Origin of the sequence: Phenylobacterium sp. CCH9-H3 (assembly GCF_001557235.1) — a bacterium.
Classification (GTDB): domain Bacteria; phylum Pseudomonadota; class Alphaproteobacteria; order Caulobacterales; family Caulobacteraceae; genus Phenylobacterium.
Window position 1 is genome coordinate 18,294 of record NZ_LSJI01000256.1, and the last position, 25,379, is coordinate 43,672.

Annotated in this window: 28 protein-coding genes and 2 tRNA genes; 13 read left to right on the forward strand and 17 right to left on the reverse strand. The window is 68.8% G+C overall.

Features of this window, described 5'->3' with window-relative positions; genetic code table 11:
- Positions 1–4 precede the first annotated feature (4 nt).
- The 3 genes from minC to AX721_RS22510 form a co-directional block, all read right to left on the reverse strand.
- Complete coding sequence (minC, locus tag AX721_RS22500; protein WP_068878205.1) at positions 5–712, reverse strand: septum site-determining protein MinC; 708 nt, start codon at positions 710–712, stop codon at positions 5–7.
- Positions 713–844: 132 nt separating this feature from the next.
- On the reverse strand, positions 845–1,846 hold the full coding sequence (locus AX721_RS22505) for an ATP-dependent DNA ligase (RefSeq protein WP_068878206.1): 1,002 nt from the start codon (positions 1,844–1,846) through the stop codon (positions 845–847).
- Positions 1,847–1,866: 20 nt separating this feature from the next.
- A complete protein-coding gene (locus AX721_RS22510; RefSeq protein WP_068878207.1) occupies positions 1,867–2,199 on the reverse strand; it encodes a DUF1491 family protein in 333 nt (110 codons plus the stop codon).
- A gap of 160 nt (positions 2,200–2,359) precedes the next feature.
- On the opposite strand from AX721_RS22510, the gene AX721_RS22515 reads away from it, so the two are divergent.
- The gene (locus tag AX721_RS22515; protein ID WP_231733221.1) at positions 2,360–3,202 is read left to right on the forward strand and encodes a hypothetical protein; all 843 of its coding nucleotides are present in this window, start codon (positions 2,360–2,362) and stop codon (positions 3,200–3,202) included.
- Here AX721_RS22515 and AX721_RS22520 read toward each other — a convergent pair.
- Entirely contained in the window at positions 3,199–4,791 is a 1,593-nt protein-coding gene (locus AX721_RS22520; RefSeq protein WP_068878209.1) for a HAMP domain-containing sensor histidine kinase, read from the reverse strand. The two genes, AX721_RS22515 and AX721_RS22520, sit on opposite strands and share 4 nt — an antisense overlap.
- Before the next feature lie 223 nt (positions 4,792–5,014).
- Between AX721_RS22520 and AX721_RS22525 the strand changes: the two genes are divergently transcribed.
- The gene (locus AX721_RS22525) at positions 5,015–5,707 is read left to right on the forward strand and encodes a sensor histidine kinase KdpD (RefSeq protein ID WP_231733222.1); all 693 of its coding nucleotides are present in this window, start codon (positions 5,015–5,017) and stop codon (positions 5,705–5,707) included.
- A gap of 41 nt (positions 5,708–5,748) precedes the next feature.
- Positions 5,749–6,171: a SufE family protein gene (locus AX721_RS22530; protein WP_068878211.1), complete on the forward strand. Its 423-nt coding sequence runs from the start codon at positions 5,749–5,751 to the stop codon at positions 6,169–6,171.
- A gap of 3 nt (positions 6,172–6,174) precedes the next feature.
- On the opposite strand, the gene AX721_RS22535 is transcribed toward AX721_RS22530, so the two are convergent.
- From AX721_RS22535 to AX721_RS22565, 7 genes are all read right to left on the reverse strand, one after another.
- Positions 6,175–6,645: an SRPBCC family protein gene (locus tag AX721_RS22535; protein WP_068878212.1), complete on the reverse strand. Its 471-nt coding sequence runs from the start codon at positions 6,643–6,645 to the stop codon at positions 6,175–6,177.
- Positions 6,642–6,983 (reverse strand): helix-turn-helix transcriptional regulator, encoded by a 342-nt coding sequence (locus AX721_RS22540; protein WP_068878213.1) that lies wholly within the window; start codon positions 6,981–6,983, stop codon positions 6,642–6,644. Before AX721_RS22540 ends, AX721_RS22535 begins: the two co-directional genes overlap by 4 nt.
- Positions 6,984–6,992: 9 nt before the next feature.
- Positions 6,993–7,673, reverse strand: coding sequence for a glutathione S-transferase family protein (locus AX721_RS22545; protein WP_068878214.1), 681 nt, complete (start codon positions 7,671–7,673; stop codon positions 6,993–6,995).
- A gap of 94 nt (positions 7,674–7,767) precedes the next feature.
- Positions 7,768–8,244: a PAS domain-containing protein gene (locus AX721_RS22550; RefSeq protein ID WP_369796616.1), complete on the reverse strand. Its 477-nt coding sequence runs from the start codon at positions 8,242–8,244 to the stop codon at positions 7,768–7,770.
- Positions 8,245–8,431: 187 nt separating this feature from the next.
- On the reverse strand, positions 8,432–8,851 hold the full coding sequence (locus AX721_RS22555) for a MucR family transcriptional regulator (RefSeq protein WP_068878216.1): 420 nt from the start codon (positions 8,849–8,851) through the stop codon (positions 8,432–8,434).
- A gap of 297 nt (positions 8,852–9,148) precedes the next feature.
- Positions 9,149–10,027 carry a crotonase/enoyl-CoA hydratase family protein gene (locus AX721_RS22560; RefSeq protein WP_068878217.1) on the reverse strand — a complete coding sequence of 293 codons (879 nt, stop codon included), beginning with the start codon at positions 10,025–10,027 and terminating at the stop codon, positions 9,149–9,151.
- 105 nt (positions 10,028–10,132) lie between these two features.
- Positions 10,133–10,357 carry a hypothetical protein gene (locus AX721_RS22565; RefSeq protein ID WP_068878218.1) on the reverse strand — a complete coding sequence of 75 codons (225 nt, stop codon included), beginning with the start codon at positions 10,355–10,357 and terminating at the stop codon, positions 10,133–10,135.
- A gap of 245 nt (positions 10,358–10,602) precedes the next feature.
- Between AX721_RS22565 and AX721_RS22570 the strand changes: the two genes are divergently transcribed.
- The 3 genes from AX721_RS22570 to AX721_RS22580 all read left to right on the forward strand — a co-directional run bounded on the left by AX721_RS22570 (position 10,603) and on the right by AX721_RS22580 (position 13,686).
- Positions 10,603–12,141 carry an acyl-CoA synthetase gene (locus AX721_RS22570; protein ID WP_068878219.1) on the forward strand — a complete coding sequence of 513 codons (1,539 nt, stop codon included), beginning with the start codon at positions 10,603–10,605 and terminating at the stop codon, positions 12,139–12,141.
- A 97-nt stretch (positions 12,142–12,238) separates the two neighbouring features.
- The gene (locus tag AX721_RS28115; protein ID WP_068878220.1) at positions 12,239–13,138 is read left to right on the forward strand and encodes a PEPxxWA-CTERM sorting domain-containing protein; all 900 of its coding nucleotides are present in this window, start codon (positions 12,239–12,241) and stop codon (positions 13,136–13,138) included.
- A gap of 98 nt (positions 13,139–13,236) precedes the next feature.
- Entirely contained in the window at positions 13,237–13,686 is a 450-nt protein-coding gene (locus AX721_RS22580) for a MaoC family dehydratase (RefSeq protein ID WP_068878221.1), read from the forward strand.
- Positions 13,687–13,786: 100 nt separating this feature from the next.
- On the opposite strand, the gene AX721_RS22585 is transcribed toward AX721_RS22580, so the two are convergent.
- Positions 13,787–14,479, reverse strand: a complete 693-nt coding sequence (locus AX721_RS22585) for a PEPxxWA-CTERM sorting domain-containing protein (RefSeq protein ID WP_068878222.1) — start codon at positions 14,477–14,479, stop codon at positions 13,787–13,789.
- A 134-nt stretch (positions 14,480–14,613) separates the two neighbouring features.
- Positions 14,614–15,453: a serine protease gene (locus AX721_RS22590; protein ID WP_068878223.1), complete on the reverse strand. Its 840-nt coding sequence runs from the start codon at positions 15,451–15,453 to the stop codon at positions 14,614–14,616.
- 192 nt (positions 15,454–15,645) lie between these two features.
- Here AX721_RS22590 and AX721_RS22595 point away from each other — a divergent pair, with 192 nt between their 5' ends.
- From AX721_RS22595 to AX721_RS22610, 4 genes are all read left to right on the forward strand, one after another.
- Positions 15,646–17,730 (forward strand): S9 family peptidase, encoded by a 2,085-nt coding sequence (locus AX721_RS22595; protein ID WP_068878224.1) that lies wholly within the window; start codon positions 15,646–15,648, stop codon positions 17,728–17,730.
- Positions 17,727–18,272 (forward strand): GNAT family N-acetyltransferase, encoded by a 546-nt coding sequence (locus AX721_RS22600; RefSeq protein ID WP_082765398.1) that lies wholly within the window; start codon positions 17,727–17,729, stop codon positions 18,270–18,272. Before AX721_RS22595 ends, AX721_RS22600 begins: the two co-directional genes overlap by 4 nt.
- A 199-nt stretch (positions 18,273–18,471) precedes the next feature.
- On the forward strand, positions 18,472–19,959 hold the full coding sequence (locus AX721_RS22605) for a sensor histidine kinase (protein ID WP_068878226.1): 1,488 nt from the start codon (positions 18,472–18,474) through the stop codon (positions 19,957–19,959).
- A 28-nt stretch (positions 19,960–19,987) separates the two neighbouring features.
- The gene (locus tag AX721_RS22610) at positions 19,988–20,536 is read left to right on the forward strand and encodes a response regulator transcription factor (protein ID WP_231733223.1); all 549 of its coding nucleotides are present in this window, start codon (positions 19,988–19,990) and stop codon (positions 20,534–20,536) included.
- Positions 20,537–20,539: 3 nt separating this feature from the next.
- Here AX721_RS22610 and AX721_RS22615 read toward each other — a convergent pair whose 3' ends face one another.
- The 4 genes from AX721_RS22615 to AX721_RS22630 all read right to left on the reverse strand — a co-directional run bounded on the left by AX721_RS22615 (position 20,540) and on the right by AX721_RS22630 (position 23,024).
- Entirely contained in the window at positions 20,540–21,367 is an 828-nt protein-coding gene (locus tag AX721_RS22615) for a sensor histidine kinase (RefSeq protein WP_068878228.1), read from the reverse strand.
- A gap of 192 nt (positions 21,368–21,559) precedes the next feature.
- Positions 21,560–22,267, reverse strand: a complete 708-nt coding sequence (locus AX721_RS22620) for a response regulator transcription factor (protein ID WP_068878229.1) — start codon at positions 22,265–22,267, stop codon at positions 21,560–21,562.
- A gap of 5 nt (positions 22,268–22,272) precedes the next feature.
- Positions 22,273–22,674, reverse strand: a complete 402-nt coding sequence (locus AX721_RS22625) for a response regulator transcription factor (RefSeq protein ID WP_068878230.1) — start codon at positions 22,672–22,674, stop codon at positions 22,273–22,275.
- Between the two features lie 276 nt (positions 22,675–22,950).
- Positions 22,951–23,024: transfer RNA gene (locus AX721_RS22630), tRNA-Gln, on the reverse strand.
- Positions 23,025–23,167: 143 nt separating this feature from the next.
- Here AX721_RS22630 and AX721_RS22635 point away from each other — a divergent pair.
- The 3 genes from AX721_RS22635 (at position 23,168) to AX721_RS22640 (ending at position 25,237) form a co-directional block, all read left to right on the forward strand.
- Positions 23,168–23,244: transfer RNA gene (locus AX721_RS22635), tRNA-Pro, on the forward strand.
- An 848-nt stretch (positions 23,245–24,092) separates the two neighbouring features.
- Positions 24,093–24,665 carry a hypothetical protein gene (locus tag AX721_RS27585; RefSeq protein WP_156467336.1) on the forward strand — a complete coding sequence of 191 codons (573 nt, stop codon included), beginning with the start codon at positions 24,093–24,095 and terminating at the stop codon, positions 24,663–24,665.
- On the forward strand, positions 24,662–25,237 hold the full coding sequence (locus AX721_RS22640) for a DUF4304 domain-containing protein (protein ID WP_068878231.1): 576 nt from the start codon (positions 24,662–24,664) through the stop codon (positions 25,235–25,237). The genes AX721_RS27585 and AX721_RS22640 overlap by 4 nt, the downstream gene beginning before the upstream one ends.
- The last annotated feature ends 142 nt before the right edge of the window (positions 25,238–25,379 follow it).

Genomic DNA, 25,379 nt, shown 5'->3' on the forward strand with positions numbered 1-25,379 from the left:
TTGTTCAGTCGAGCGCCGCGAGCCGCAGGGCGCCGCGGTCGCAGCGGACCTGGACGGCCTGGCCGTGGAGGTCGGCGCCCCAGTGCTCGGCGGTGCGGTAGAGCTGGTCCACGCCCACCAGCTCGGCCTCGAGCTTGCGGCAGAAGATGCGGGCGCCCGCGGTCTTGAGGCCGGCGATGGCGCGGCCGCGGAGCGGGCCGTAGACGTGGATGGAGCCGCCCGCGATCACCTCCGCCCCCGAGGCGACCGAGCCGACGACGATGACGTCGCCCTCTTCGTAGACGATGGACTGGCCCGAGCGGACGGGGCGCTCGATCAGGAGGGATGTGGCCGGCGGCGGAGCCGTGGTGGCGGCGGGGCGCCCGGGGCGCCCGTCCAGGCTGACGTCGCGGCCATGAAGGCTGGTGGGCAGGTCGGCCCAGGGCGTACCAGCGAGCTGGGCGGCGGACGCCCCCTCGACCCCGACGATGCGCATGCCGCGGGCCGCGAGCCCCTCCATGGCCAGCGGCACGCCGTCGGCCCCGAGCACGTCGACAACCCCGGAGAGGTCGGCCACCACCGGGCGGTCGGCGAACAGGCCGGGCGCGCCGCTGAGCTGGCGGTCGAGGGCGGCGAACCAGTCGGCGAACGGCGTCTCCGGCGCCAGCACGAGCGCCATGAAGCTGCGGCCCCGAATCCGGACCCAGGGAAGCGGATTCGCCTCGCCGTCCATGGCGCCCTCCGACCAATGGCAAGGGCGCTGCGATCCGCGCCCCCTTCGGCCCTCGGACTCGGCGAGTCGTGAGGCGATCTTGCGGCCCGGCCAAGCCGCAGAAAAGCCGTCATGCGGCCAAGCTTGGCTCGGTCAGCCGCGCCGGATCTGCTCCATCGTGCACTGGGCCGGCGCCTTGTCCGGCCGCCAGCGGACCAGGCGGGTTCCATGCCGGAAACGCCCGCCGGTGACCTGGTCGTAGCGCACTTCGACGACCAGTTCCGGGGCCAGCGGGACCCATTGGGCGGTCCGTTCGGAGCTCCACCGGCTGGGCCCGCCGGGCGCGTCGCCGGTGAACCCCTCGCCCTTCAGCGCCAGCAGCTTGCGGGTGAGCGCCGGCCGCTCGGCGTGCTTGATCGTCGAGGTGAAGCCCACGTGATGCAGGCGCCCGGCCGCGTCGTAGAGGCCGAGCAGCAGAGAGCCGACCAGCTCGGTCCCCTCCGCGTAGCGGAAGCCGCCCACCACGCAGTCGGCCGCGCGGATCTTCTTGATCTTCAGCATGGCCCGCTCACCGGGGACGTAGGGGCCGTCCAGCCGCTTGGCGACCACGCCGTCGAGGGAGGAGCCCAGATCCTCCAGCCAGGCGGAGGCTTCCTCCCGCTTGGTCGAGCCGGGCGAAAGGCGCAGCGCCGAGGCTTTTCCGAACCGCTTGAACAGGGCCTCCAGGGCCTTGCGCCGTTCGGCGAGCGGCGCCTCCAGCAGGGGCGCGCCGCCAGCATCCATCAGGCAGTCGAACAGCATGAAGGCCGCCGGCTGCTCGGCCGCGAGCCTGCGGACGCGGCTCTCGGCGGGGTGCAGGCGCATCTGCAGGGCCTCGAAGGACGGCTCGCCCTCCACAGCGATGGTCAGTTCCCCGTCGAGGACGAAGCGGTCGACAGGCAGGGCGGCGAGCGCGGCCGCCATGTCGGGGAAGAAGCGGTTGAGCGGCTTGCCCGACTTGGCCTTCAGCAACACCTCGTCGCCGGCGCGGTAGGCCAGGCAGCGGAAGCCGTCCCACTTGGGCTCGAACCGCCAGCCGGCGTCGCGCGGGATCTCGTCGACAAGCTTCGCCTCCATCGGGGCGAGGTCGAGGGGGACGGGAAGATCGCGGAGCATGGGGCGTGAAGCCCCCAGCGTCAGGCGCGTTCCACAGGCTCCACCAGGAAATGGCGACCCTCGCGGTCCTCGATCTCCACCACCCAGAGGTCGGGGTCGATGCGCACGGCCCGCTCGATGTAGCGGTCGAGGTCCGGCTCCTCCCGCGAGGCAGCGGGCTCCATCCAGATGCGCTCCCCGTCGCCGCGGGTGGCTTCCGACAGCAGGCGGGCGGTGCCGTCGGTGCGGTTCAGCACCTTGACCAGCACCGCACCGGCCCGGGGATCGCCCTTGCGCGCCACAACAGCGAAGCCGCCGCCGATCTCGACGCGGCGGATGAGGGCGCCGACCCAGATGTCGGTGGAGAGCAGCATGGCTGGGACATTGCGGCGCAGGCCCGGCCCGTCAACCTTGGTTCAACACTACCCGCGTACAAGCGTCCGTTCAGACGGCCGAACCAAGGCCGCGCCAGATGGTGGACGCATGACGAGCACGCGCAGAAGCGCGAGGCCGGCGTCTCGGTGGATGGGGTTGATGGGGCTGGCGCTCGCCGCCGCGCCCGTCGCTGCGGCTGCGCAGCCGTCGGACCTGTTCTTCGAGCGCACGGTGATGACCGCGGCCGACGGACGCTGTCGCCTGTTCACGCCCGAGGTGTCCGCCGCGCTGGCCGCCGGCGCAGCCCAGGCGCGGGGCGCGGCCCTGCGCGCCGGCGTCGACCCCAGGACCCTGGCGTCCCGCGAGGCCGGCGCCCGCCGCTATGCCGCCCAGCTGAACTGCGCGAGCCCCCAGGTGCTGGCCGAGGCCGCCCGGGTGCAGCAGGCCTTCTCCGGCTATTCGCGGGTCACCCGCATGACCTATCCCGGCGACGTGGCCGACTGGCGCGCCGACCGTGGCAGCGGCCGCAACGCCCGCTGGCGGCTGGCCCAGGACGCGGCCTTTGGCGGCCATCGCATGACGTTCGGCCTCGCGGGCCGCGAGGGCGCCAACGCCCTCCTGGCGGTGGCCGATTTCGCCGACAGCCAGAGCCCCTATGCCGCGCGGCTGGTGCTGCGCGACACCGGCCGGACCATGGGCCCCTATCTCGACGCGCGGACCAAGAGCGCGCCGCTGAGCCGCAAGCTGCCGCCCCGCGGAGCCACCCGAACCTTCATGGCCGAAGCGCGCAGCGCGGCGGACGAGGGCCTGCTGCCCAAGGGCTCGGACGGGGGCTGGGCGTTCCGCTTCCCCGCCGCCGCCGCCCAGGCCCTGGCCGAGCTGGACCCGCGCGAGGCGATCGCGGTGGAATTCCTGTTCTCGGGCGAGCGGGTCCGCACCGCCTATGTGGAGGTCGGCGACTTCGCGGCCGGCCGCGCCTTCCTGCAGGTGGCTTCCCGCTAGCCCTTGCGGCGCAGGGGCTCTTCGAACGCGGCCGACAGCACGGGCATGCGGATGGTGACGGTCGTGCCCTCGCCCACCGCGCTTTCCACCGTCATGTCGCCGCCGTGCAGACGGGCGAAGGCGCGGACCAGGGACAGGCCGAGGCCGGACCCCGCGGCCCGCTGCTCGGCGTCGCCGGCCTGCTCGTAGGGGCGGCCGAGGCGGTGCAGGTCGTCCTGGGCGATGCCGACGCCGGTGTCGGCGACCACCAGCTCCAGCGTGTCGCCGGCGCCCTGGACGGTGACGGTGACCGAGCCGCCGCGGGGGGTGAACTTCAGCGCGTTGGAGATCAGGTTCAGGGCGATCTGCTTCACCGCCCGCTTGTCGGCGTCGGCGTAGAGCGGGCCGATGGGCAGGACGCCGCGCAGGTTGACCCCCGAACGGTCGGCCTGGCCGCGCATCAGGCGCAGGAAGGCAGAGACGGCGTCGCGGGCGTCGAAGGTCTCGATGCTGAGCTCGAACCGCTCGGCCTCGATCTTGGACATGTCGAGTACGTCGTTGATCAGTTCCAGGAGGTGCGTGCCGCTCTCGTGGATCAGTTCGGCGTATTCGGCGTAGCGGTCGCCCAGCGGTCCGAACAGGCGCTGCCGCATGATGTCGGAGAAGCCCATGATGGCGTTCAGCGGCGTGCGCAGCTCGTGGCTCATGTTGGCCAGGAAGCGGGACTTGCCGGCGTTCTGCTGCTCGGCCGTGACGCGTTCGGCCTCCAGGCGCCGTTCGCGCAGGGCCTGGTCGCGGGCGTCGCGGACCGCGGCCACCAGCCGGTCGGGGCGGGCGACGCGCAGGGAGATCTCCAGCGAGCCTTCGCCGTCGTCGGCGGGGATGACGTAGACGCTGGCCTTGCCGTCGCGGGCCGCGGTGTGGAGGGCGGCGGCGAGCAGGGGCAGGTCCTCGTCGGCCACCAGATGGCCGAGGCTGCGGGTGGCGAGGTGGTCCGGGGTCTGGCCGGCGATGGCGGCGCCGGCGGCGTGCAGCACACGGCCGCTGCGTTCCACCAGGGCCAGGAGCATCGGCTGGCCGTCCAGCAGGGCCAGGACCTGCTCGGCGCGCTCGCGGCGGCGGACGTCGCGCTGGGCGGCGCCCTGGAACCCGACGAGGCCGACGGCGAAGCCGAGGGCAACCGTGCCCAGCGACAGGAGGCCGAGCCAGGGCGCCAGGGCCGGCGCGGCGCTCGGCAGGGGCAGGAGCACGGCGTCCAGGGCCGACACGGCGGCGGCGGCCAGCGAGGCGGCGGGAGCAAGGCACCAGGCCGCCAGCGGACCGGCAGTCCCGCCGGTGAGGTGGCAGGCGGCGGCGCCCGCGGCGCCCCAGATCAGCACACTCGCCATCTGGCCCGGCCGGCCCATCAGCGACAGCAGCGCCCCCAGCATGGCGGCGAGGCCGCCGGCGGCCAGGGCCAGAAGCTCCGGACCGGGCGGAAGCATGCCCTGGACCGCCAGCCCGCCGGTGGTCGCGGCGACGGCGAGCGCCCAGCCGGCGTGCCACAGCAGGCCGGGCGCCGCATCGCTGCGGCGGCGCGCTCTCGTCGATGTGGCGCGGGCCCCGACCATGGCTCGTCTATGAACCCCCGTCAGGTTCGGAGGGCGAGCGTACCGGTCCCAGGGGATTCGCGCGAGGGCGCGCAAGCACCGTCTGTCGGCCGCAAGACTTTCGTAAGCGGCATCGGCCACCCTGCAGGCCCCGATCGACCAGGCGTATCGCCGTCACATGCCTCAAGTGGCCACTCCTTCCGCCGGTGCGAAACAACGCGCCCATGTCCGATACGAGGCGGCCATGGACGAACGGAAACGTTCGTTCCTGCGAATGGTCAGCCACGAACTGCGCACGCCTTTGAACTCCATCCTGGGGTTCTCGGAAATTCTCACTGCGGAACTGTACGGCCCCTTGGGAGCCTCGCAGTACAAGGAATATGCCGCGATCATCCACGGCAGCGGCCAGAAGCTGCTGAAACTTGTGAATCAGGTGCTGGAGATCGCCCGGCTGGAAGGCCGCACCATCGAATTCGACGCCGACCTCGAGCCCCTGGAGCCGGCCCTGGACGACGCGCTGACGGCCCTGAAGCCGGACCTGGCGGCGCGGCGGGTGAGCGTGGAGGTGTCCGGGCGCGGCGGCTTGCCCGCCGTCACCGCCGACGGCCGGGGCCTGCGCTCGGTGCTGACCCACCTCTTGCACAACGCCATCGTCTTCTCGCCCGAGGGGGGCTGCGTGCGCGTGAGCGTGGCGACCGACGGGACGAACGTGGAGATCGAGATCCGCGACGAGGGCGACGGCGTGGATCCCGCCGAGCTGCAGCGCCTCATGGCCCCCTTCGAGCAGGGCGAGAACGCCCTGATCCGCAAGACCGAGGGCGCGGGCCTGGGCCTGCCGATCGCCGACATGACCTGTGCGGCCATGGGCGGCCGGCTGCGGCTGGCCTCGGCGCCCGGCGAGGGGCTCACCGCGCAGGTGCGCCTGCCCGCCGGCTGATGGCGGTTGCCAGGGGGCGCTTGGCTCCCTAAGTCGCGCCCATGGCCATCGACGACGCGCTTGCCGAGCTCAAGGACGAGTTCGAGCTCCTGGGCGACTGGGAAGAGCGCTACCGCTATGTGATCGAGCTGGGCAAGGACCTGGCGCCTCTCTCCGACGGCGAGCGGACCGAGGCGAACAAGGTGCGCGGCTGCGCCAGCCAGGTGTGGCTGGTCACCGAGCCCGGCGCGGACGGGACCCTGGGGTTCCGCGGCGATTCCGACGCCCACATCGTGCGCGGCCTGATCGCCATCCTGCTGCGCCTCTACTCCGGCCGGGCCCCGGCCGAGATTCTGGCCTTCGACGCCAAGACGGCGTTCGAGCATCTGGGCCTCAGCGGTGCGCTGTCGTCGCAACGGTCGAACGGCCTGGCCTCGATGGTCGCCCGCATCCGCCGGGACGCGGAAATGTCTCAGGCCGCGTGAGGCCTACTGCCGGGTCAGGGCGCCCAGCAGGTCGAGCTCCAAGCGGTCGAAACCCTCGTTCGTGCCATGGATGCGTTCGTCGCGCTCGTCATGGCCGTCCAGGAAGGCGACCTGCTCGGTGAACGCCATCTTCGTGCCGCGCCCGCCGGGGTCGAACTCCACCGTGACCAAGGAGGCTGAGGTGCGCTGATCGCCCACCCGGTAGTCGTAGGCGTAGATGATCCGCTGGTCCGGCAGGATCTCGATGAACCGGGCCTCGACCAGGAAGACCGCGCCGTCCGGCCCAGTCATGCGGTTGATCTCCAGCCCGCCCGGCCGGAAGTCCAGGTGGTGCTCGCGGGTCATCTCAGGATGGCAGCCGGTCCAGCGCCGCTTGGCCTCGGGGTCCGCCCAGGCGCGGAAAACCTCGGCCGGCGAGGCGGCCATGTCGCGCACGATGGTGAAGCTGGTGTGGGCCACCGAACGGTCGGTCATTCGCCGTCTCCCTTGCCCCCGGTCTGGGCGAGATACCGCTCCAGGCGGTCGAACTGGGCGTTCAGCGCCGCCCTGCGGTCCGCGGCCCAATCCTCCACTCGGCTCAGCGCCGCCGGCGCGAGGCGGTAGGTGCGGACCCGGCCGGCCTTTTTGGACGTGACCAGCCCGCCCGCCTCCAGCACCGCCAGATGCTTCACCACCGACGGCAGGGCCATCGGCAGCGGCTGGGCCAGTTCGGACGCCGAAGCCGGACCACGGCTCAGCCTGTCGATCATCCCACGCCGGCTGGCGTCGGAGAGGGCGTGGAACAGGCGGTCGAGGCCGGCGTCGTCGAGCATGGCGCGAGCTTAGCCCGCCGGCGCCTCGCCGAGGAAGCGTGGCTCCAGCCGGTCGCGGAACGGATACATGTGGAACCACGGCCGGGCCTCGACCAGGACGCGGGCCACGGACGGACGGACGATCAGCCGCTCGAAATAGGCCGCGGTCGCGGGGTGCGCATCGGTGAACGGGGCGACGACGCGGCCATAGAAGAGCGCCGGGGCCGCGGCGCAGTCTGCCAGGCTGAACGAGGAGCCCACGGCCCACTCGCGGCCCGCCATGTGGGCTTCGACCTTGTCGTAGGCCGCGCGCAGCGCCTCGGCGTGCTCCGGAATGCGCTCCGGCTCTCCCCGGATGGTCGCCAGCACCGCCGCCCCCATCGGGGTGTGGACGTAGAGGTCGAAAACGCGGTCCCAGAGGCGGGCTTCGAGCCGCGCGTCCTCGTCCGCCGGCAGGAGCGGCTGCGGCCCCGGATGGTGGCGGTCGAGGTATTCCACGATGATCGAGGTCTCGAAAACGGTCCGCCCGCGCGCCGGATCCTCCAGCACCGGGATCTTGCCCCAGGGCGACAGGGCCATGAACCGCGCCCGGGCGGTCGGGTCGCCCAGGTCCACGTGGCGCATCTCGAACGCCGTTCCCGCCTCGTAGAGGGCGATCAGCACCTTGTGGCAGTAGGAGGACAGCGGGTGGGCATGAAGGATGGGGGTCATGGGGTCGCCAAACAGTTTCCAATTCAGCTAAGTGTTGCGCCGTAGGTTGGGCGACGCAAGCAAAACTTTCCAAGTCGGCTAAGTGTAGGCGCGATCAGGCGGCGGGGCGGATGCCGCTCTGCACGGCGCCGAGGCCCACGACGGCGTCGTAGCCCAGGATCATGTCGACCTCGGAGCCCCTGGTGGCCAGGGGCAGGCGGATCCAGATGAGCGAGAGGTGCGAGGCGCCGCGCCAGGCGAGGTTGTGGACGCCCACGCCCGGCCGGCGGTCGCGGACCACCCGGCCCAGCTCCTGGCGCCAGTATTCGGCGGCAGTGGTGTTGTAGATCTCGGAGAAGCGGCGGCCGGTGATCTCGCGGCCGTAGACGTTGTAGAGGCCGGTGCCGGCCAGGCGCACCCGGTAGTCGCCGCTCTCGCCCGGCGCCTCGATGAGGCTGACGGTGGGCAGCAGGCGCTTCATGTCGGCCGGGTCGAGCCGCTTGCGCGGCGGCACCGGGGCGTCGGCGCGCAGCGAGCTCCAGTAGGCGAACAGTTCCTCGTGCGCGCGGATCGCCGCAGCGGGGGGCGCCAAGTGAGCCGCCATCTTCAGTTACTCGAGCAACGGCTTGGATTCATGATGAATCATATATCGCCTGACCCGCGAATCGGCGGCAAGCGGGAAACGCGTTCCAGCCTGTAAAAATGGTTAACGGCGAGCCCGAAAGCAGAACGCCCGCCGGAGGCCGGCGGGCGTTCGAACATCGTCGGTCGCTGGAAGCCTAGCGCTTCTTGCGCGGCGCCTGGCGGCCGCCCTGGCCCAGGCCCATCTGCTTGGCCAAGTCCGAACGCGCCTTGGCGTAGTTCGGGGCGACCATGGGGTAGTCCTTCGGCAGGCCCCACTTGGCCCGGTATTCTTCAGGGCTCATGTTGTACTTGGTGCGCAGGTGCCGCTTCAGCGACTTGAACTTGCGGCCGTCCTCCAGGCACACGAGGTAATCCGGCGTGATCGAGCGGCGGATCGGAACCGCCGGCTCCTTCGGCGCGGCTTCGACGGTCTCGGTCCCCGAAGACACGCCCGCCAGCGCCCGGTGCACGCTCTGGATCAGCCCGGGAAGGTCCGCAGCCGCGACAGTGTTGTTGCCGACATAGGCGGAAACAATGTCCGCGGTCATCTCAATGACTTCCGACTTCTCGTCCATTTCTCTTGATTCCGAAGGTTGGGCGACAACAGCGCCGTGCAGCGATTCATTAGATCGGTGTGCCGTCATTATCCACATCGTCCGCTGCACACAACAGAGAAATAGAGCAACAGCGTCACGCGTATTACGAGAACAGAAGACCAGCGCACCCGAAAACAAGACCTGTGGCGCTGGTGGAGTTGGACGGTTCCACTACCTGCGAAGATGGACGTGCGGCCCGACATGCCTGTCCAGGTCAGAAAACGAAACGGCGCCCACGAGGGGGCGCCGCTGTGAAGATTGTTATGTGATCGTCGTTCAGCTGAAGGTGGGCGCCGTCCAGTGCGGCCAGATGTCGGGCATGTCCTTGGACACCTTGTCCGGATAGTTCGGAGGCCGCTTCTCGAGGAAGGACGTCACCCCCTCCTTTGCGTCGGCGGCGCGGCCGCGGGCCTGGATGGCGCGGCTGTCGGCCTTGTGGGCTTCCATCGGGTGGGTCGCGCCGGCCATGCGGTACATGAGCTGGCGGGTGACGGCGACCGACACCGGTGCCGTATTGTCCGCGATCTCGCGGGCGATGGCGCGGGCCGCCGGCAACAGGTCGTCGGGCGCATGGACCGATCGGACCAACCCGCCGTCCAGCGCTTCCTGGGCCGGGAAGATGCGGCCGGTGTAGCACCACTCCAGCGCCTGCTGCAGGCCGACCAGGCGGGGCAGGAACCAGGACGAGGCCGCCTCGGGGTTGATGCCGCGGCGCGCGAAGACGAAGCCGTAGCGGGCGGTGTCCGACGCAAGGCGAATGTCCATGGCCAGCTGCATGGTCACGCCGATGCCGACCGCCGCGCCGTTGCAGGCCGAGATCACCGGCTTCAGGGAATCGAAGATGCGCAGGGTGACCAGGCCGCCGCCGTCGCGGTGCACGCCACCTTCCTGGCGGGCCATCTGGTCCTCGCCGCCGCGCTTGTCGTAGTCGAAGGTGGCGGCGCCGGCCGACAGGTCGGCCCCGGCGCAGAACGCCCGGCCGGCGCCGGTGACGATCACGGCGCGGACGTTGTCGTCGCCGTCGGTCTCGTCGAAGGCGGCGATAAGGTCCTTCATCATCTGGGTGTTGAAGGCGTTCAGCTTGTCGGGCCGGTTCAGCGTGATCGTCGCCACGCCGTCCTCAACGGCGTAGAGCAGGGTCTCGAAGCTGGGCATGGGTCGTCTCTCCTCATCCTTGTTCGCCGCCAGTTCGGAGCGGTTGACGGATGGGAGGTCAAGGGGGCGTCGCGGGGAGGCTGTCGGAAGCGCGCCGGGCCCGATCTACTTCGGCGCCGGCTCGGCCACCTGCGCCGCGTCGGTCTGGTCGCCCTGGGCGACCTCCTCGACGATTTTCCGCGGGCAGATCTTCTTCTTGATGGTGCTGCCGACCACCGTCTCCTTGCGGCAGGCGAGCTTGGCCACCTTGGCGGGTGGGGCGCTGGGCGCGGCGGCGGTCGAGGCGGGTGCGGCGCTTTGGAAGAGGGCGGCAAGCAACAGGGCGACCATGGAACCTCCTGAAGGATCGGTGCGGTGAGCCTGATCGGCGAGGGGCCGCGTCGCGAGGGCCAAGCGTCACAAAGTGACGGGTGCGTCACACCTGACGCGTGTTCGGGCAGGCGGAGGCTCCATCGCCCGATCGGCGGGCGCCGGGACCACGCCCTCCTCGCCACGCCGCCCGCTTGACGCACCTGACGTCAGGTCTGCAACTCGGGTGCGCAGGGCGGCTCCAGACCGCCCGAGGGAGTGACACCATGCATCCGGCGACCCACGCCAAGACCCACCCTGACCGCGCCGCCTACATCATGGCGGGGTCCGGCGAGACCGTAACCTACAGGCACCTGGACGAGCGCTCGAACCAGGGGGCGCACCTGTTCCGCTCGCTGGGGCTGAAGCCGGGCGACGTCATCGCGCTCCTGATGGACAACAACCCCCGCTACTTCGAGATCGCCTGGGCGGCGCAGCGGTCGGGACTCTACTTCACCTGCATCTCGTCCAAGCTGACGGCGGGCGAGGTGGACTACATCGTCGGCGACTGCGGCGCGAAGGCGCTGATCACCTCGCCGGGCGTGGGGGCGGTGGTGGACGAGCTGCCGGGCGTGCTGAAGGGTGTGAAGCTCTACATGGTGGGCGACGCCCGGCCGCCCTACGAGAGCTTCGAGGCGGCGCGGGCGGCCTTTCCCACGACGCCGATCGCCGACCAGACCGCCGGCTCGGACATGCTGTATTCCAGCGGCACGACCGGTCGGCCGAAGGGCGTGAAGCCCGCCCTCACCGGCGCGGCCATCGACGAGCCCAACGCCCTGGTGATGATGACCCAGGGCCTGTTCGGCTTCCCCGAGGGCTGCACCTACATCTCGCCGGCCCCGCTCTATCACGCCGCGCCGCTGCGCTGGTGCATGAGCGTCCACAAGCTGGGCGGCACCGTGATCGTGATGGAGAAGTTCGACCCCGAGGCGGCGCTGGCCCTGATCGAGAAATACAAGGTCAATGTGGGCCAGTTCGTGCCGACCCACTTCGTGCGGATGCTGAAGCTGCCGGAGGAGGTGCGGAAGAAGTACGACGTCTCGTCGATGGTCTCGGCGGTGCACGCCGCCGCCCCCTGCCCCGTGCCGGTGAAGGAGCAGATGATCGCCTGGTGGGGCCCGGTGATCTACGAGTACTACGCCGGCACCGAAGGCAACGGGTTCTGCTTCATCAAGTCGGACGAGTGGCTGACCCACAAGGGATCCGTCGGGCGCGCCGTGCTGGGCGAGCTGCGGATCTGCGACGAGGAGGGCGAGCCCCTGCCGCCGCGCACCGAGGGCGTGGTCCACTTCGCCAACGGCCCGCCGCTCAGCTACCACAACGCCCCGGAGAAGATCGCCGAGGGCACCAACAAGCACGGCTGGACCACCCTGGGCGACGTGGGCTGGATGGACGAGGAGGGCTACCTCTACCTCACCGACCGCAAGAGCTTCATGATCATCTCGGGCGGGGTGAACATCTATCCGCAGGAGATCGAGAACCTGCTGATCGGGCATCCCAAGGTCGCGGACGCCGCCGTGGTGGGCGCCCCGGACGAGGAGATGGGCGAGAAGGTGGTGGCGGTGATCCAGCCCATGGACTGGGCCGACGCCGGCGACGAGTTGCGCAACGAACTGATGGCCTATGCGCGCCAGAATCTCAGCCACGTGAAGTCCCCGCGGATGCTGGACTTCATGCAGGAGCTGCCGCGCCACCCCACCGGCAAGCTCTACAAGCGCCTGATCCGGGACGCCTACTGGGGCAAGGAAGGCTCCAAGATCGTGTGAAGCGGCGTCGCGCTTGGCGCCCCGGTTGCAACCTCGTCCCCTTGTGGAGAGGGCGCTGTGCGGAAATCGCACAGTGGCCGGCAGTGGGGATTTGGCGATGACGTTCAGCAAGATGGTGGCGGCCCTGGCGTTCGGCGCGAGCCTGGCGGTCTCGGCGACGGCGGCGCAGGCGGAGACGGTGATCCTGGACGTGGGGTCGATGGACCATGCGCGGACGGTGCGGATCGCGGGCCTGGGCAGCGTCTATGCCGCTCCGATGCAATTCAAGGCCAACTATGGCGGCCAGGCCGTCAGCCTGCTGGCCTGGTGCGTGGACGTCTATCACCAGATCACGACGGCCAACTACGCGCCGGACCTGACCTATACAGACACCAACACCCTCAGCACCGACTTCAACGGCAAGCCGCTGGACGAGGGCGACGTGCTGAAGATCGGCCTCTTGGCCAACTACGGCCAGTCGCTGTTCGACGAGGCGCCCGTGGCCCCGGCCGCCTTCACCGAGAAGGCGCCGAAGCGCAGCGACTTCCCCCCCGGCTCGGCTGGAACCGCGGCGTACAACGCGGCCAAGAGCGGCTACGACTCGCGCAAGGCCGCCTACAACCAGGCCCTGGCCGACTACAACGCGGCCGCCAACGCGCGCTACATGCGCCTGTCCGCCGTGCAGAGCGCCATCTGGCAGGTGGCGTCGAACCGCGACGTGACCTCGACCAACGGCGACAGCGCGTTCGACCTGCTGGTGGACAACCTGTCGGGTTCGCACCTCACCGACTACTTCATCGGCGGCAACGGGCAGTTCAACTACGGCATTACCCTGATCACACCCGTGCAGCAGTACGGCGGCAAGTACGGCACGACGCCGCTGAAGCTGACGCAGTCGTTCGTGTTCGCCACGGGCGCGGTGCCGGAACCCTCGACCTGGGCCCTGCTGATCCTGGGCTTCGGGACCGCCGGCGCCATGCTGCGCCGCCAGCGCCGGCTGGGCGCGCTGGCGATCTGAGCCGGGAAGTGGGCGCCCGCTGACGTCGCGGGCGCCTTGCCCTGATCCGAACAGGTGTTAGAGGCTCTGGGGAACGCAAACCCGAGGGAGCCAAGCGAATGAACCCGGTCGAGATCAAGGACCTGCCAGGACTGGTGGGTCAGGAAGTGGGCGTGTCGGACTGGGTCGAGATCACCCAGGAGCGCGTGAACCAGTTCGCCGAGGCCACCGGCGACCACCAGTGGATCCACGTGGACGTCGAGCGCGCCACGCGCGAGATCGGCGGCCCGATCGCCCACGGCTTTCTCACCCTGTCGCTGATCCCGTTCCTGGGCCAGGGCATGCTGCCGGTGAAGGGCGTGACCCGCGGCATCAACTACGGCTCGGACAAGGTCCGCTTCATCAACATGGTGCGCGTCGGCAAGCGCGTGCGGATGCGCCAGAAGCTGATCGGCGCCGAGCCCAAGGCCGGCGGCATGCAGATCAAGAACGAGTGCACCATCGAGATCGAAGGCGAGGCCAAGCCCGCTTGCATCGCCGAGACGATCTCGGTGCTCTACGGGGCCTGAGCCGGCCTCGTCCGGGGCGGTGCGCCGCCCCGGACAGCGGCGCAAAGAAAAAGGCCCCGGCGTCGCCGGGGCCTTGTCTTCCTGTCGGACGCGGCAGCCGTCAGGCGGCGGCGAAGCGGCGGCGGCGGATCATGGCGCCGGCGCCGCCGAAGCCCATGATCATCAGGGCCCAGGTGGTGGGCTCGGGAACCGCGGCGGTGGTGACGTAGACGCGGTCGATCAGCACATCGACGGCCGGATAGCCATTGGCCTTGAAGGTGAAGGTGCTGGGCACATTGGGCTGGGCCGGGTTCACGTAGACCTTGGCCGAATAGTGGGTCCAGACCTGGGGCGCGCCGGCGCCCGACTTCAGCAGAACGGGCGACCAGGTGTAGGTGCCGACGGTCGCCGTGAAGGTGGCGTCGTTCGGGTTGTTGTAGCCGTTCAGCGGGAGGTAGGCGTCGAAGCCGACCTCGTACCAGCCGGCGGCGAGCGCGATGGACTGCGAGAGCGTCTCGTCCGGCACGTCCGAGGAGAAGTAGGCCGCATAGCCGCCGCCGTCCCCGGCGAACGGGCCAGGCGCGTTGTCGGCGGGAACGCCTTCGCCGAACGCGCCATTCGGATAGCCGCGTCCGATCCCGTCGGTGGCGATCACGACCGTCGGCGAATAGCCCTGGCCGGCGCCCGTCGAGGTGAGCGTCCAGCCCGTGAGGCCGCTCTCGAAGCTGCCGTTGGTCAGCAGGTTGGTGGCCGCATTCGCACTGCCGGCGAAGGCCAGGCCCGCCGCGGCTGCGGCGACGGCAAGCATCTTCATCAGAGATCCCCCTAGAATTTCCCCGAGCGGTGAGGCTCGTCCACGGCCTCTAAGACATATCGTTGTTCGGACAACGAGATTCTCCCCACGCGGGAGTGGAGCCCCCGGCGATTTCGGAAGAGGCGCGATGACGATCAGTTGCGGGCGGCTTCTTCCGCGGACGCCGTCCGGCCGCCGCTGACGGCGGTCATGCCCTCGGCGACGGTGGCCGGCGCCAGCGGGTTCTGCAGCAGGGCCAGCGTCTCGCGCACATATTTGGCGTGGGTGACGATGCCGATCTCCAGACGTTCGCTGTTGAGCTCCACCTGCTGGGTCAGGAGGCCGGCGATGAAGCCGGTGTCGCCGCCCGGCTTGTCGGCCACTTGGGTCATGCCGTCGGACTTCACCGGATGGCTGACGAACACCGGGCCGCCCGAGTTGCCCGGGAACACCGAGAAATCGAGCAGGAAAGTCGGGAAGATCCTGGCCGGCGCCACCGGATAGGAGGCCACCTTGCCCGAGCGCAGGATCGGGAAGCCCGCCGAATTGGCCGACAGGCCGCGCGGGAACCCCAGGGCCATCATCTCGTCGCCGGCGCTGACCCGTTCCTTGTCGAAGGTGTCGTCGGCCGCCAGATAATTCACCGGCAGGGCCGCGCGGGCGAATTCCGGCGGCGCCTTGATCGAGATGGCGGCCACGTCGCGGCTGGGGTGGTGGGTCCACAGTTCGCCGCCGTCCTTGTCGCGGATCTTCACCTGCTGGGGCGAATAGCTCCACGAGCCGTCGGCGTTGGCGATGCGGTAGCCGATGCGGGCGGTGGCGCCCGGCATCTTCTGGAGCACGTGATTGGCGGTCACCAGCACGGTGCGCGGCTGGCCGTCCGGGCCCGGCGCGGAGATCAGGAAGCCCGTCCCCACCGTACGCGTCCCGTCGCCGAGCGGTTGCTCAAGCTGAACAGTCGCGTGGATCAGCTCAACAGCAAGATCCATGACCATGATGGTTTCCTAAACTCGATGCTGCACTCGCGTCTTTGATGCGCGATGTGGATGCATAAGTAGTGAATCACGGAAAGCGGTCGGCCAACAAGTCGCCACAATCGCCTGCGGTCGAAGGTCGCGCGCGCTGACGCACAGGCGCCACAGGTCTCCGCGCTTGAGTACGCCGGGCCGGCGTCGCATCTAGCGGCCATGAGCCTTCCCAAGCCCCCCGTCGCCGCCAAGGCGTCCCACCGCATCGAACAGCTGGGCCGCGTCCGCGTGGACGACTACGCCTGGATGAAGGACGACAACTGGCAGCAGGTGCTGCGCGACCCCAAGGCCCTGCGCGCCGACGTGCGCCAGCACCTGGAGGCCGAGAACGCCTACACCAAGGCGGTGCTGGCTGAGACCGAGGCGCTGCAGGCGGCGCTGTTCGCCGAGATGAAGGGCCGGATCAAGGAAGACGACAGCTCCGTCCCCACGCCCGACGGGCCCTGGGACTACTATTCCCGCTACGCCATGGGCGCGGAGCATCCGATCCATGCGCGGCGGCCGCGGGGCCGGGAGGACGGCGAGGAGATCCTGCTGGACGAAGACGCCCTCTCCAAAGGCAAGGCCTACTTCCACGTGGGCGGCGCGAGCCACAGCCCCGACCACGGGCTATATGGCTGGGCCGCCGACGAGCAGGGCTCGGAGTACTACCAGATCCGGGTGAAGGACCTGGCCACCGGCCAGGAGGTTGGGCCGCCCATCGAGAGCGCCTATGGCGACTTCTGCTTTTCGCCCGACAGCGCGTGGATCTTCTGGATCTGGCGCGACGAGAACGCCCGTCCCGCAAAGGTCTTCCGCCGTCCCGCCAGGGGCGGCGAGGATACGCTGGTCTATGAGGAAGCCGACGACGGCATGTTCCTGGGCGTGGGCGTGGCGGCGGACCACAGCCACGTCCTGATCCATGTGGGCAACCAGGAGACGACCGAGATCTGGCTGATCCCGGCGGCCGATCCGACCGCCGCGCCGGTGGTGGCCGAGCCTCGCCGCGTGGGGGTGAAGTACGGCGTCGACCACTGGACAGACCGTTGGGTGATCCGCACCAACGACGACGGGGCGGTCGACTTCAAGCTGTGCGTCTCCGACGCCGCGGTTCCCGCCAAGGCCACCTGGCGCGACTGGATCGCCCACCAGCCGGGCCGCTACATCACCGGCTTTGCGGCCTATGCCGGCCATCTGGTGCGCGCCGAGCGGGTGGACGCCCTGGACCGGCTGGTGGTCACCGCCCGCGACGGCGGCGAGCATGTGGTGGCGTTCGACGAGGAGGCTTACGCCCTCAACCTGGAGGGCGGCTACGAGTATGAGGCGACGCTGTCCCGCTTCGTCTACCAGTCGCCGACGACGCCGCGGCAGTGGTTCGACTACGACCTCGCCAGCCGCGCGCGCACCCTGCGCAAGACCCAGGAGATCCCCTCCGGCCACGACCCCTCGCGCTATGTGGCGCGGCGGCTCTACGCCCGCGCGGCGGACGGCGCCGAGGTTCCGATCACGCTGCTGATGCTGAAGGAGACGCCGCAGGACGGCTCGGCGCCGGTGCTGCTGTACGGCTACGGCAGTTACGGGCACGCCATGGAGCCCAGCTTCTCGATCCGCAACCTCAGCCTGGTGGACCGGGGCTGGATCTGGGCCACGGCGCACATCCGCGGCGGCTCGGACAAGGGCTGGGGCTGGTTCCTGGACGGTCGCAAGGAGAAGAAGCCCAACACCTTCACCGACTTCATCGCCTGCGCCGAGCACCTCGTCGGCGAGGGCTACGCATCGAAGGGCCGGATCGCGGCCTATGGCGGTTCCGCCGGCGGGATGCTTATGGGCGCGGTAGCCAACCTGCGGCCCGACCTTTGGGGCGCGATCATCGCCGCGGTGCCGTTCGTGGACGTGCTGAATACCATGAGCGACACCACCCTGCCCCTCACCCCGCCCGAATGGCCGGAGTGGGGCAACCCGATCGAGGACGCCGCGGCCTACGACCTGATCGCCAGCTACAGCCCCTACGACCAGGTGGGCGCGAAGGCCTATCCGCCGATCCTCGCCACGGGCGGCCTGTCGGATCCGCGCGTGACCTACTGGGAGCCGGCGAAGTGGGTGGCCAAGCTGCGTGAATCCACGACAGGCGACGCCCCGATCCTGCTCAAGATCAACATGGAGGCGGGGCACGGCGGCGCGTCCGGCCGTTTCGACTTCCTGAAGGAGGTCGCCCTGGACTACGCGTTCGCGGTCTGGGCGCTGGAGAAGGGGTGGACGCGGTGATCATCCGGGCGGCGGAGGCGGGCGACGCGCAGGCGCTGGCGGCCATCTACGGCCACCACGTGCTGCATGGCTTCGGCACGTTCGAGATCGAGCCGCCGGACGCCGCGTGGATGGAGGGCCGTCGGCGGGAAATCCAGGGTTACGGCCTGCCTTTCTTCGTGGCCGAGGACGGCGGGCGGGTGCTGGGCTATGCCTACGCCGGCCCCTTCCGCCCGCGGCCGGGATACCGCTTCACCGCCGAGGACAGTGTCTATGTGGCGCCGGACGCGGTGGGCCGGGGCGTCGGACGCGCGGTGCTGTCGCGGGTCATGGACGCCTGCGAGGCGTTCGGCCTGCGACAGGTCGTGGCGGTGATCGGCGACAGCGGCAACGCGGCGTCCATCGGCCTGCACCGCGCGCTGGGGTTCGAAGACGCCGGCGTCGGACGCAGCTTCGGGTTCAAGCACGGGCGATGGGTCGATATCGTCTGGATGCAGAAGTCGCTGAACGGCGGAGATGAAACGGCGCCGACCGGACCCGGTATCAAATTGTCGGGTAGCTGACCGAAGTCGTCGCCCCAACAGTGAAAGGTGTCGTGGGAATTCGCCCGAAAAGCGAACTTCCCTGCATGTACCTACCCTTATGTAGTTGTACGTAATTGCTTAGCTCGCAATTTTTCCGCACAACACGTTTGTCGGAACGGGGCCGACACGGAATGTAGAATACATGCTCAGGTTGTGGACGGGAAATCGCACAACCGGGATGGCGCGTTCGAACCCTGGCCTCCTGTTCCTCAGGGGCCAGCTTCTGGCGGTAGGCGTTTCGGCGGCCACGCTGGCCGCGCTCTTTGCCCTGCGCCCGATGTTCAGCCACTCGGTCTATCTGTTCGGCGCGCCGGTCCTGCTGGTCTGCGCGGCGTATGGCGGCGCCTGGCCGTCGCTGACGGCGGCGCTGCTGATGACGGCGGGCGGCGTCTACCTCGAAAGCCTGACGGACCTGACGCTGCCGGAGCGGATCGCCAGGGCCGGCCTCTTTCTGACCCTCGGCCTGGGGATCGCCGGCTGGGTCCGCTCGCTGATGGCCCAGCGGCTGGCGGCAGCCGAGATCATCGCCGACCAGGCCGAGCGCGAGGAATTGCTGCAGGCCAGCCTGGAGATCGTCGCCGACGCCCTGGTGCTGATCGACGACCGCGGCGTCATCCAGAGCTTCAGCCACCCCGCCGAACGCCTCTTCGGCTGGAACGATCACGAGGTCATCGGCCAGAACGTCAGCCGGCTGATGCCCCCGGGCGAAGACGGCGCCCTCACCGGCGACGGCGCCGCGGGTGACGGCGCCGACGTGAGCGGCAGCTACCGAAAGCTGACCGGCCTCAGGAAGGACGGAGCCACCTTCCCGATGGAGGTCCGCATCGGCGAGGTGACCATCGCCTCGCGCCGCCTGCTGACCATGGTGGTGCGCGACATGACCTCGATCCAGGAGGCCGAGCGCCGGTCCGAGGAACTGCGCGAACAGCTCACCCAGGTCTGGAGCGCAAACTCCATGGGCGAGATGGCGTCGGTGCTCGCTCACGAACTCAACCAACCGTTGTCGGCCGTGGCGAACTACCTGCGCGCGGCGCGCAACCTGATCGCCCGGTTGGAGCTGGACGACGACGATCTGATCGACGCCGTGGCTCGGGCCGGCGACCAGGCCGTGCGCGCCGGCGAGATCATCCGCACCATGCGCGACCTGGCCAATCGTGGCGGCACGCTGCAGAAGCCCGAGAGCCTGTCCGGGATCATCGGCGAGGTCGACTTCATCATCGCCCTGATGGCGCGCGATGCGAACGTCCGGCTGGTCTACGATCTCTACAAGGGCGACGACACGGTGATCGCCGATCGCATCCAGATTCAACAGCTGGTCGTCAATCTTGCGCGCAACGCAATTGAAGCTGTGACCAAGTACCCGAACCGCCAGATCAACATCTCGACCCGATTGGAACCTGAGGACAAGTTGGTCACGACTGTCGAGGACAGTGGTCCGGGAATCGACGAAAGCGTGATGGACCGACTCTTTCAGCCGCTGGCCAGCACAAAGCCGGAAGGCATGGGGCTAGGCCTCTCGATTTCCAGTGCTATAGTCGAAAATCACAGGGGACGGATCTGGGTCGAACCCAGCCGCCTTGGTGGCGCCGCTTTTAGTTTTGTTCTGGCGCGGGCAGGGGACGATGGCGAGCGGAGCGGCGGATCGAACGGTGTTCGTCGTCGATGATGACGACGCAGCTCGCGATTCACTGCTCATGCTTCTGAAGTCGGACGGCCTGCCCGTCCGCGGCTTCGCCTCCGCCCACGACTTCCTCGCCACCTTCGACCCCGCCGCGCGGGGGTGCATCATCACCGATCTGCGCATGCCCAGCATGGATGGGATCGAGCTGATCCGGGCGCTGAAAGGGATCGGCTGCATACTACCGGTGATAGTAATCACCGGGCACGCGGACGTCAGCCGGGCCGTGGACGCCATGAAGGCCGGCGCCGTCGACTTCATCGAGAAGCCCTACGAGAGCGAGGTGATCCTCAAGGCGGTCCGGCACTGCCTGGAGGAAAACGACGCGGCGGTGGACGCCGGGGCGGCGCGCACGCGCATCCTGCGCCGGCTGGAAAGCCTGACCCCTCGCGAGCGCCAGGTCCTGGACCTGATCGTGGACGGCGCCAGCAACAAGGTGATCGCCGCCACGCTGACCATCAGCCCGCGCACGGTCGAGATCTATCGCGCCAACGTCATGTCGAAGATGCGCGCCGAGAGCCTGTCCGACCTCATCCGCTCGACCATCACCGCCGGGGCGGCGTAGCGCCTACGCCCGCGGCAGATAGATGGTGGCGGTGGTCCCGCGGCCGGGTTGCGAGACCAGGCGCAGAGCGCCGCCGGCGCGGCGGGCGAAGTCACGGACGCCAGCCAGGCCCAGGCCCGTGCCGCCGCGGCCTGCGCGGGTGGTGAAATAGGGCTCGGTCGCGCGCGCCAGCACCTCGGGCGACATGCCGACGCCGGGATCGGTGACCGAGAGCGCCACGTAGTCGCCGGGGTCGACATCGAGGGTTGCGGCGGCCTCGCCGTCGAGACGCGCGGGCGCCGCGGCGATCTGCACGGCGCCGCCGGCCGGCATCGCGTGACCGGCGTTGACGCAGAGGTTCAGGAGCGCGGACTCCAGCCCGCCCCGCTCGGCGCGGCAGGACAGCGCCTGAGGCTGGGCCATCGCCACGACGGTCACGCCGGGCCGCGTCGAGACCTGGGCCAGGCGGGCCGTGGTCAGGGCCACCTCGGCGGCGTCGACCGCCACGGGTTCCGCCGCGTCGGGACGCGACAGCTCGACCATGCGGGCCAGCAGATCCGCGCCCTTTTCGGCGGCCTCCTGGCTGATGCGAGCCAGTTCGTAGCCATCCGAACCCGGTGGCAGCTGGGCGGCCAGCGCCTCGTTCGCCGCCAGGATCACGCCAAGCAGGTTGTTGAAGTCGTGGGCCAGCACGCCGGCTTGGCGGTGCAGCGCCTCAAGGCGCGGGTCGCCGCCGCGGGCTTCGCTTCGGCGGACCGGGCGCTTGACCTGGCGGCGGGCCGCCTGCGCGCCCGCGCGGTTCGCCAGCCGGGCGCCCTGCCCCGTGGAAGCCTTGAAACCGTCGGTGCTCATGGCGCGCCGCGATCCTGCCTCATCCATGGCCAAAATGTGGCCGAGCGAATCAAGAGCACACAGCTGGGCCGCAGGCATCCCGAGGTCTCTACCTAGGTACTCCTACGTAGCGGCGGCTTGCCGCGGCTGGTGCGCATCGGAACGGCCGACCCCGGGAGGTCCGGCCGCTCCGTCAACCTGGGGAACCGGTGTTTAGGCCGCCAGGGCCTGCGGCTTGGCGTCGGTCTTGGCGTCGCGCAGCATGTAGCCGCCGCCCCAGACCGTCTCGATCTGGCTGTCGCCGCCGGCCACCGCCGCGATCTTCTTGCGCAGCTTGCAGATGAAGACGTCGATGATCTTGATCTCGGGCTCGCTCATGCCGTTGTAGAGGTGGTTCAGGCAGGCTTCCTTGGTGAGGACCGTGTTCTTCCTGAGCGAGAGCAGCTCCAGCATCTTGTACTCGCTGGGCGTCAGGTGGATCGGCTGTCCCGCGACCTCGGCGCTGCGGGTGTTGAGGTTCAGGGCGATCAGGCCGGTGCGGATAATCGAGTCCGTATGGCCGCGCGAGCGGCGCACCACGGCGTTGATGCGCGCGGTCAGCTCGGACTTGTGGAACGGCTTGGTCATGTAGTCGTCCGCGCCGGCGGCTAGGCTGGCGACCTTGGTCTCCACATCGGTTGTTCCCGACAGGATGATGATCGGCGTGGCGTTCTTCTTCTGCCGCAGCTCGCGCAGAGCCTCGATGCCGGTGATGTCCTCCAGGTCGATGTCCATGAGGACGGCGTCGTATTCGTAGATCTCGGCCAGTTCGACGGCCTCCTCGCCGGAGGCCGTCATCGAGACGGTGTGGCCCTCGGCGCCAAGGATGAGCTTCACGCTCTTGGCCGTGGCTTCGTTGTCTTCCACCAGAAGGATGTGCATCGGATCTAACCCCTGAGATCTGTCGCGTTGACGGTTGGCTTGGCGATGACGGACTTGGAAATCTTCATGAGCTCGGACATGCGGAAGGGCTTGGCCAGCACCTCGTCCGCGCCCAGGTGCCGGGCCCAGCTCAGGTAGTCGGCGCCCCGCGCCCGACCGGCGCCCGAGATCGCGATCACCTTCGGTGGGCGCGCGCCCTGCTTGATCGCCCTGATGGCGCCGATGCCCTCGATGTCGGGCATGACGATGTCGGTCACCACTAGGTCCGGCCTGTGGGCGCCGGCCATGCGGATGCCGGCTCGCCCATTGTCTGCAGCGACGGTCTGAAATCCCGCCGCCTGAAACGCCATCGACATGAGGCGCAGCAATGCCGCGTCGTCGTCGATGATCAAAACCTTGCCACCCATGATCGCCCCCAATCCCCTAGGACCGCATCTCGAAACGGCGCCCCAGCCCCCGGGGTGCGCGCGCTTCTGAGAAGTTTCCTGGGATCATCTGCGGCCCGTCTTCCATCGCTGTTCACTATGGTTAACGACTAAGAACCACAGTGATTCGGGGCCTGGAAATCCGGGGCGATTGCTTAAGTAGATTCCCCGAGTGACGGGGTGTCGCAGCAATTCGGGGTTGTCTGGAGCCTCAAGCTCTGCCTTGGGCCGGAGGCGCCGGCGCAAGGAGGACGGCCGTGGCTGGGGAACTAGGACTCGAACCTAGAATGACGGTACCAAAAACCGCAGTGTTACCATTACACCATTCCCCAGCAGGAACGGCCACCGAGGCGTCTCAGCGCTCGGGAGCGGGGGAAATAGCGCAGCGGACCGGTTGATGCAACGCCCGTCGACAAAGGTCTTTTTCGACCGCTTGCGGGGCCGCCGACCCTCCTCTATAAGCGCGCCTCCAAGTCGGAGTGTGGCTCAGTCTGGTAGAGCACTGCGTTCGGGACGCAGGGGTCGCAGGTTCAAATCCTGCCACTCCGACCATCTTCTCCCGCGTTGACCCGGAGATATCCCTCCCGCCAACAACCCGAGAAGTTCACGCCTTAGGCGGAGACGGACTCGCGGATGCGGCCCAGGATCCCTTAGTCCACGCTTTCCCGGCAAGCTTGGCTTTCTCCTTCGGCCCGAAAAGGAAGTGTGCGTTCGGTGCGCCCTTCCCCATTGACCCCGAACGCAATAGGGAAAATCGATGCCTGCGGGCGGGGCCGAGCCGAACTCAGCGGGTGGCTGAGCCCAGAATCGTGAAGAGAGCGCGCTGCGCCGAGTAACTGTGGCCGGGCATCGGAGTGTCATGGCGGTCGCATATTGTGCGAAGCCGTGTCGCCCATGCCAAACTCGGCGGCGATCCGGACAGCGGCCGTTCCAGGCGCCCCTAACGGCGCTGCCGGAGATCGCTGCCGTCGGATGCCTCCCACTCAGCTGAGAACCTGGGAGCAGAGCACACCGCCGCTGAAATAGGCGAGGCCTGTTCACTTTTTGTTCTTGACAATGGCCCAGCTTGTGAGATTATCGCACTGGTTCGATCAGTGCGCCACCCGCCAGTGGGCGGACAAGCCCCGCACTGAGTCCGGCCAATCCGAGCTCGTCCCGTTGCAGCGGCTAGATCGCTGCCGTCGAGGCTGCGGGCGTTGCGCGGCAGCCTTCATTCATTGATTGGAGAGATACTCTTGGCCGGAACTGGCTCATACGCGCGTGGCGACCAGCCGCGTAGCGTACCCGACACACTTGCGCAGCCGTACGCAAGAATGGCAGCGCAACAACGCGTTCACAACGAGAGGCAGGCGGCAACGTTGGAGCAGCGCCGCAGGGGCGTCGCCACGGCACCTGCTCCCATGCAAACCACCCCAGTCGCCGCCTTGGCAGACAGGATGTATCGGGGCTCCGACTCTGACATTGCGGAGCTTCGTAGACAGCAAGCTGAGTTCAAGAAGACTGAGCGCGCCATTAGCCGGGACAACATGTGGATGGCGGTTCCAGCACTGGCCCCCGTTGCAGCGGTCGCCGGAGTTGAGGGCGCGGCGTACATCGCCGGGCGACTTGCGCCAGTCGTTACTAGGCAAGCGCAACTCGTGCTGCAGCGCGCCGACCCATATCTGCACGTGGGCGACAACTGGGGCACGCGCGCGGGGCGCCGCGCGCACACCGCATTTAGGCAGGACGTAACATCAAAACCCCGCTGGCAGTCCGAACCGACGGTGAAGCTGGAAGACGGCCGCATTTTGCGGCCTGATGCACGCACGCCTCCGCGAGTTCGGGGCCAGGGGGAGGAGCCGCAGCCATTTCAGTTGGAGCTCAAACCGAACACTCCGTCGGGTCGAGCCGCCGGCGCGCGCGCTCTGAAGAAGTATGAGGCGACCGGCGTGAAGACCCGTGTGATCTACTATGACCCGAAGAAGTTCATATGAGCGGGGCTTCCTACATCAAAGCGCTCGATCGCGCTCTGACGCCGCTAGGGTTTGTACGGGAGAGCGGTGACTGGGTTCGGCGGCGCGGGGAGATACAGGACCAGGTTGATCTTCAGAAGAGCTCCATCGATGGAGGTGTCACGGTAAACCTGTTCGCAAAGAATCTCGAGACCGAGCGGATCCTGAAATCCATCCCGTGCGAGAAGCAGCTAGGCACTAGACAGTTTGGTCAACGGATAGGCGAGTTGATCGACGGCCGCGACCGTTGGTGGAAGAACGATCCCGAAGGTCCGGCCGAGGTCACCGAGGCTGTGCTACTCCATGGCATACCTTGGTTCGAATGCGTTCGATCTCTCGAAGACGAGGCGTCAGTTTGGTATGGTAGGGGCACTACAGGGTTCTGGCGGAAGCCCAACCTAACGGTGCTCGCGGTGACGCTTTTTCGATTGGGGGCGCTCGAGGAGGCGCTGGCGCTATTTCAAGAGCCTGTGCCAAAGACCGCGATCCCAACGCTGGTGACCGAAGGCCGATGCGTGCAGCGGTGGCTGCAGGATCAGACAATCACAGGCTGAATATCTTCTCGCAAGTGCGGTCTGCCGTGACGGCGGGCCAGCGGGCGCGGGAAGCAACGTCGGCAACGCAGTCCGCCTGCGACCATCTTCTCCCGAGTTCCATGCGCCATCGTCGCACGCCGCTAGGCGGGCGGGGGATTGT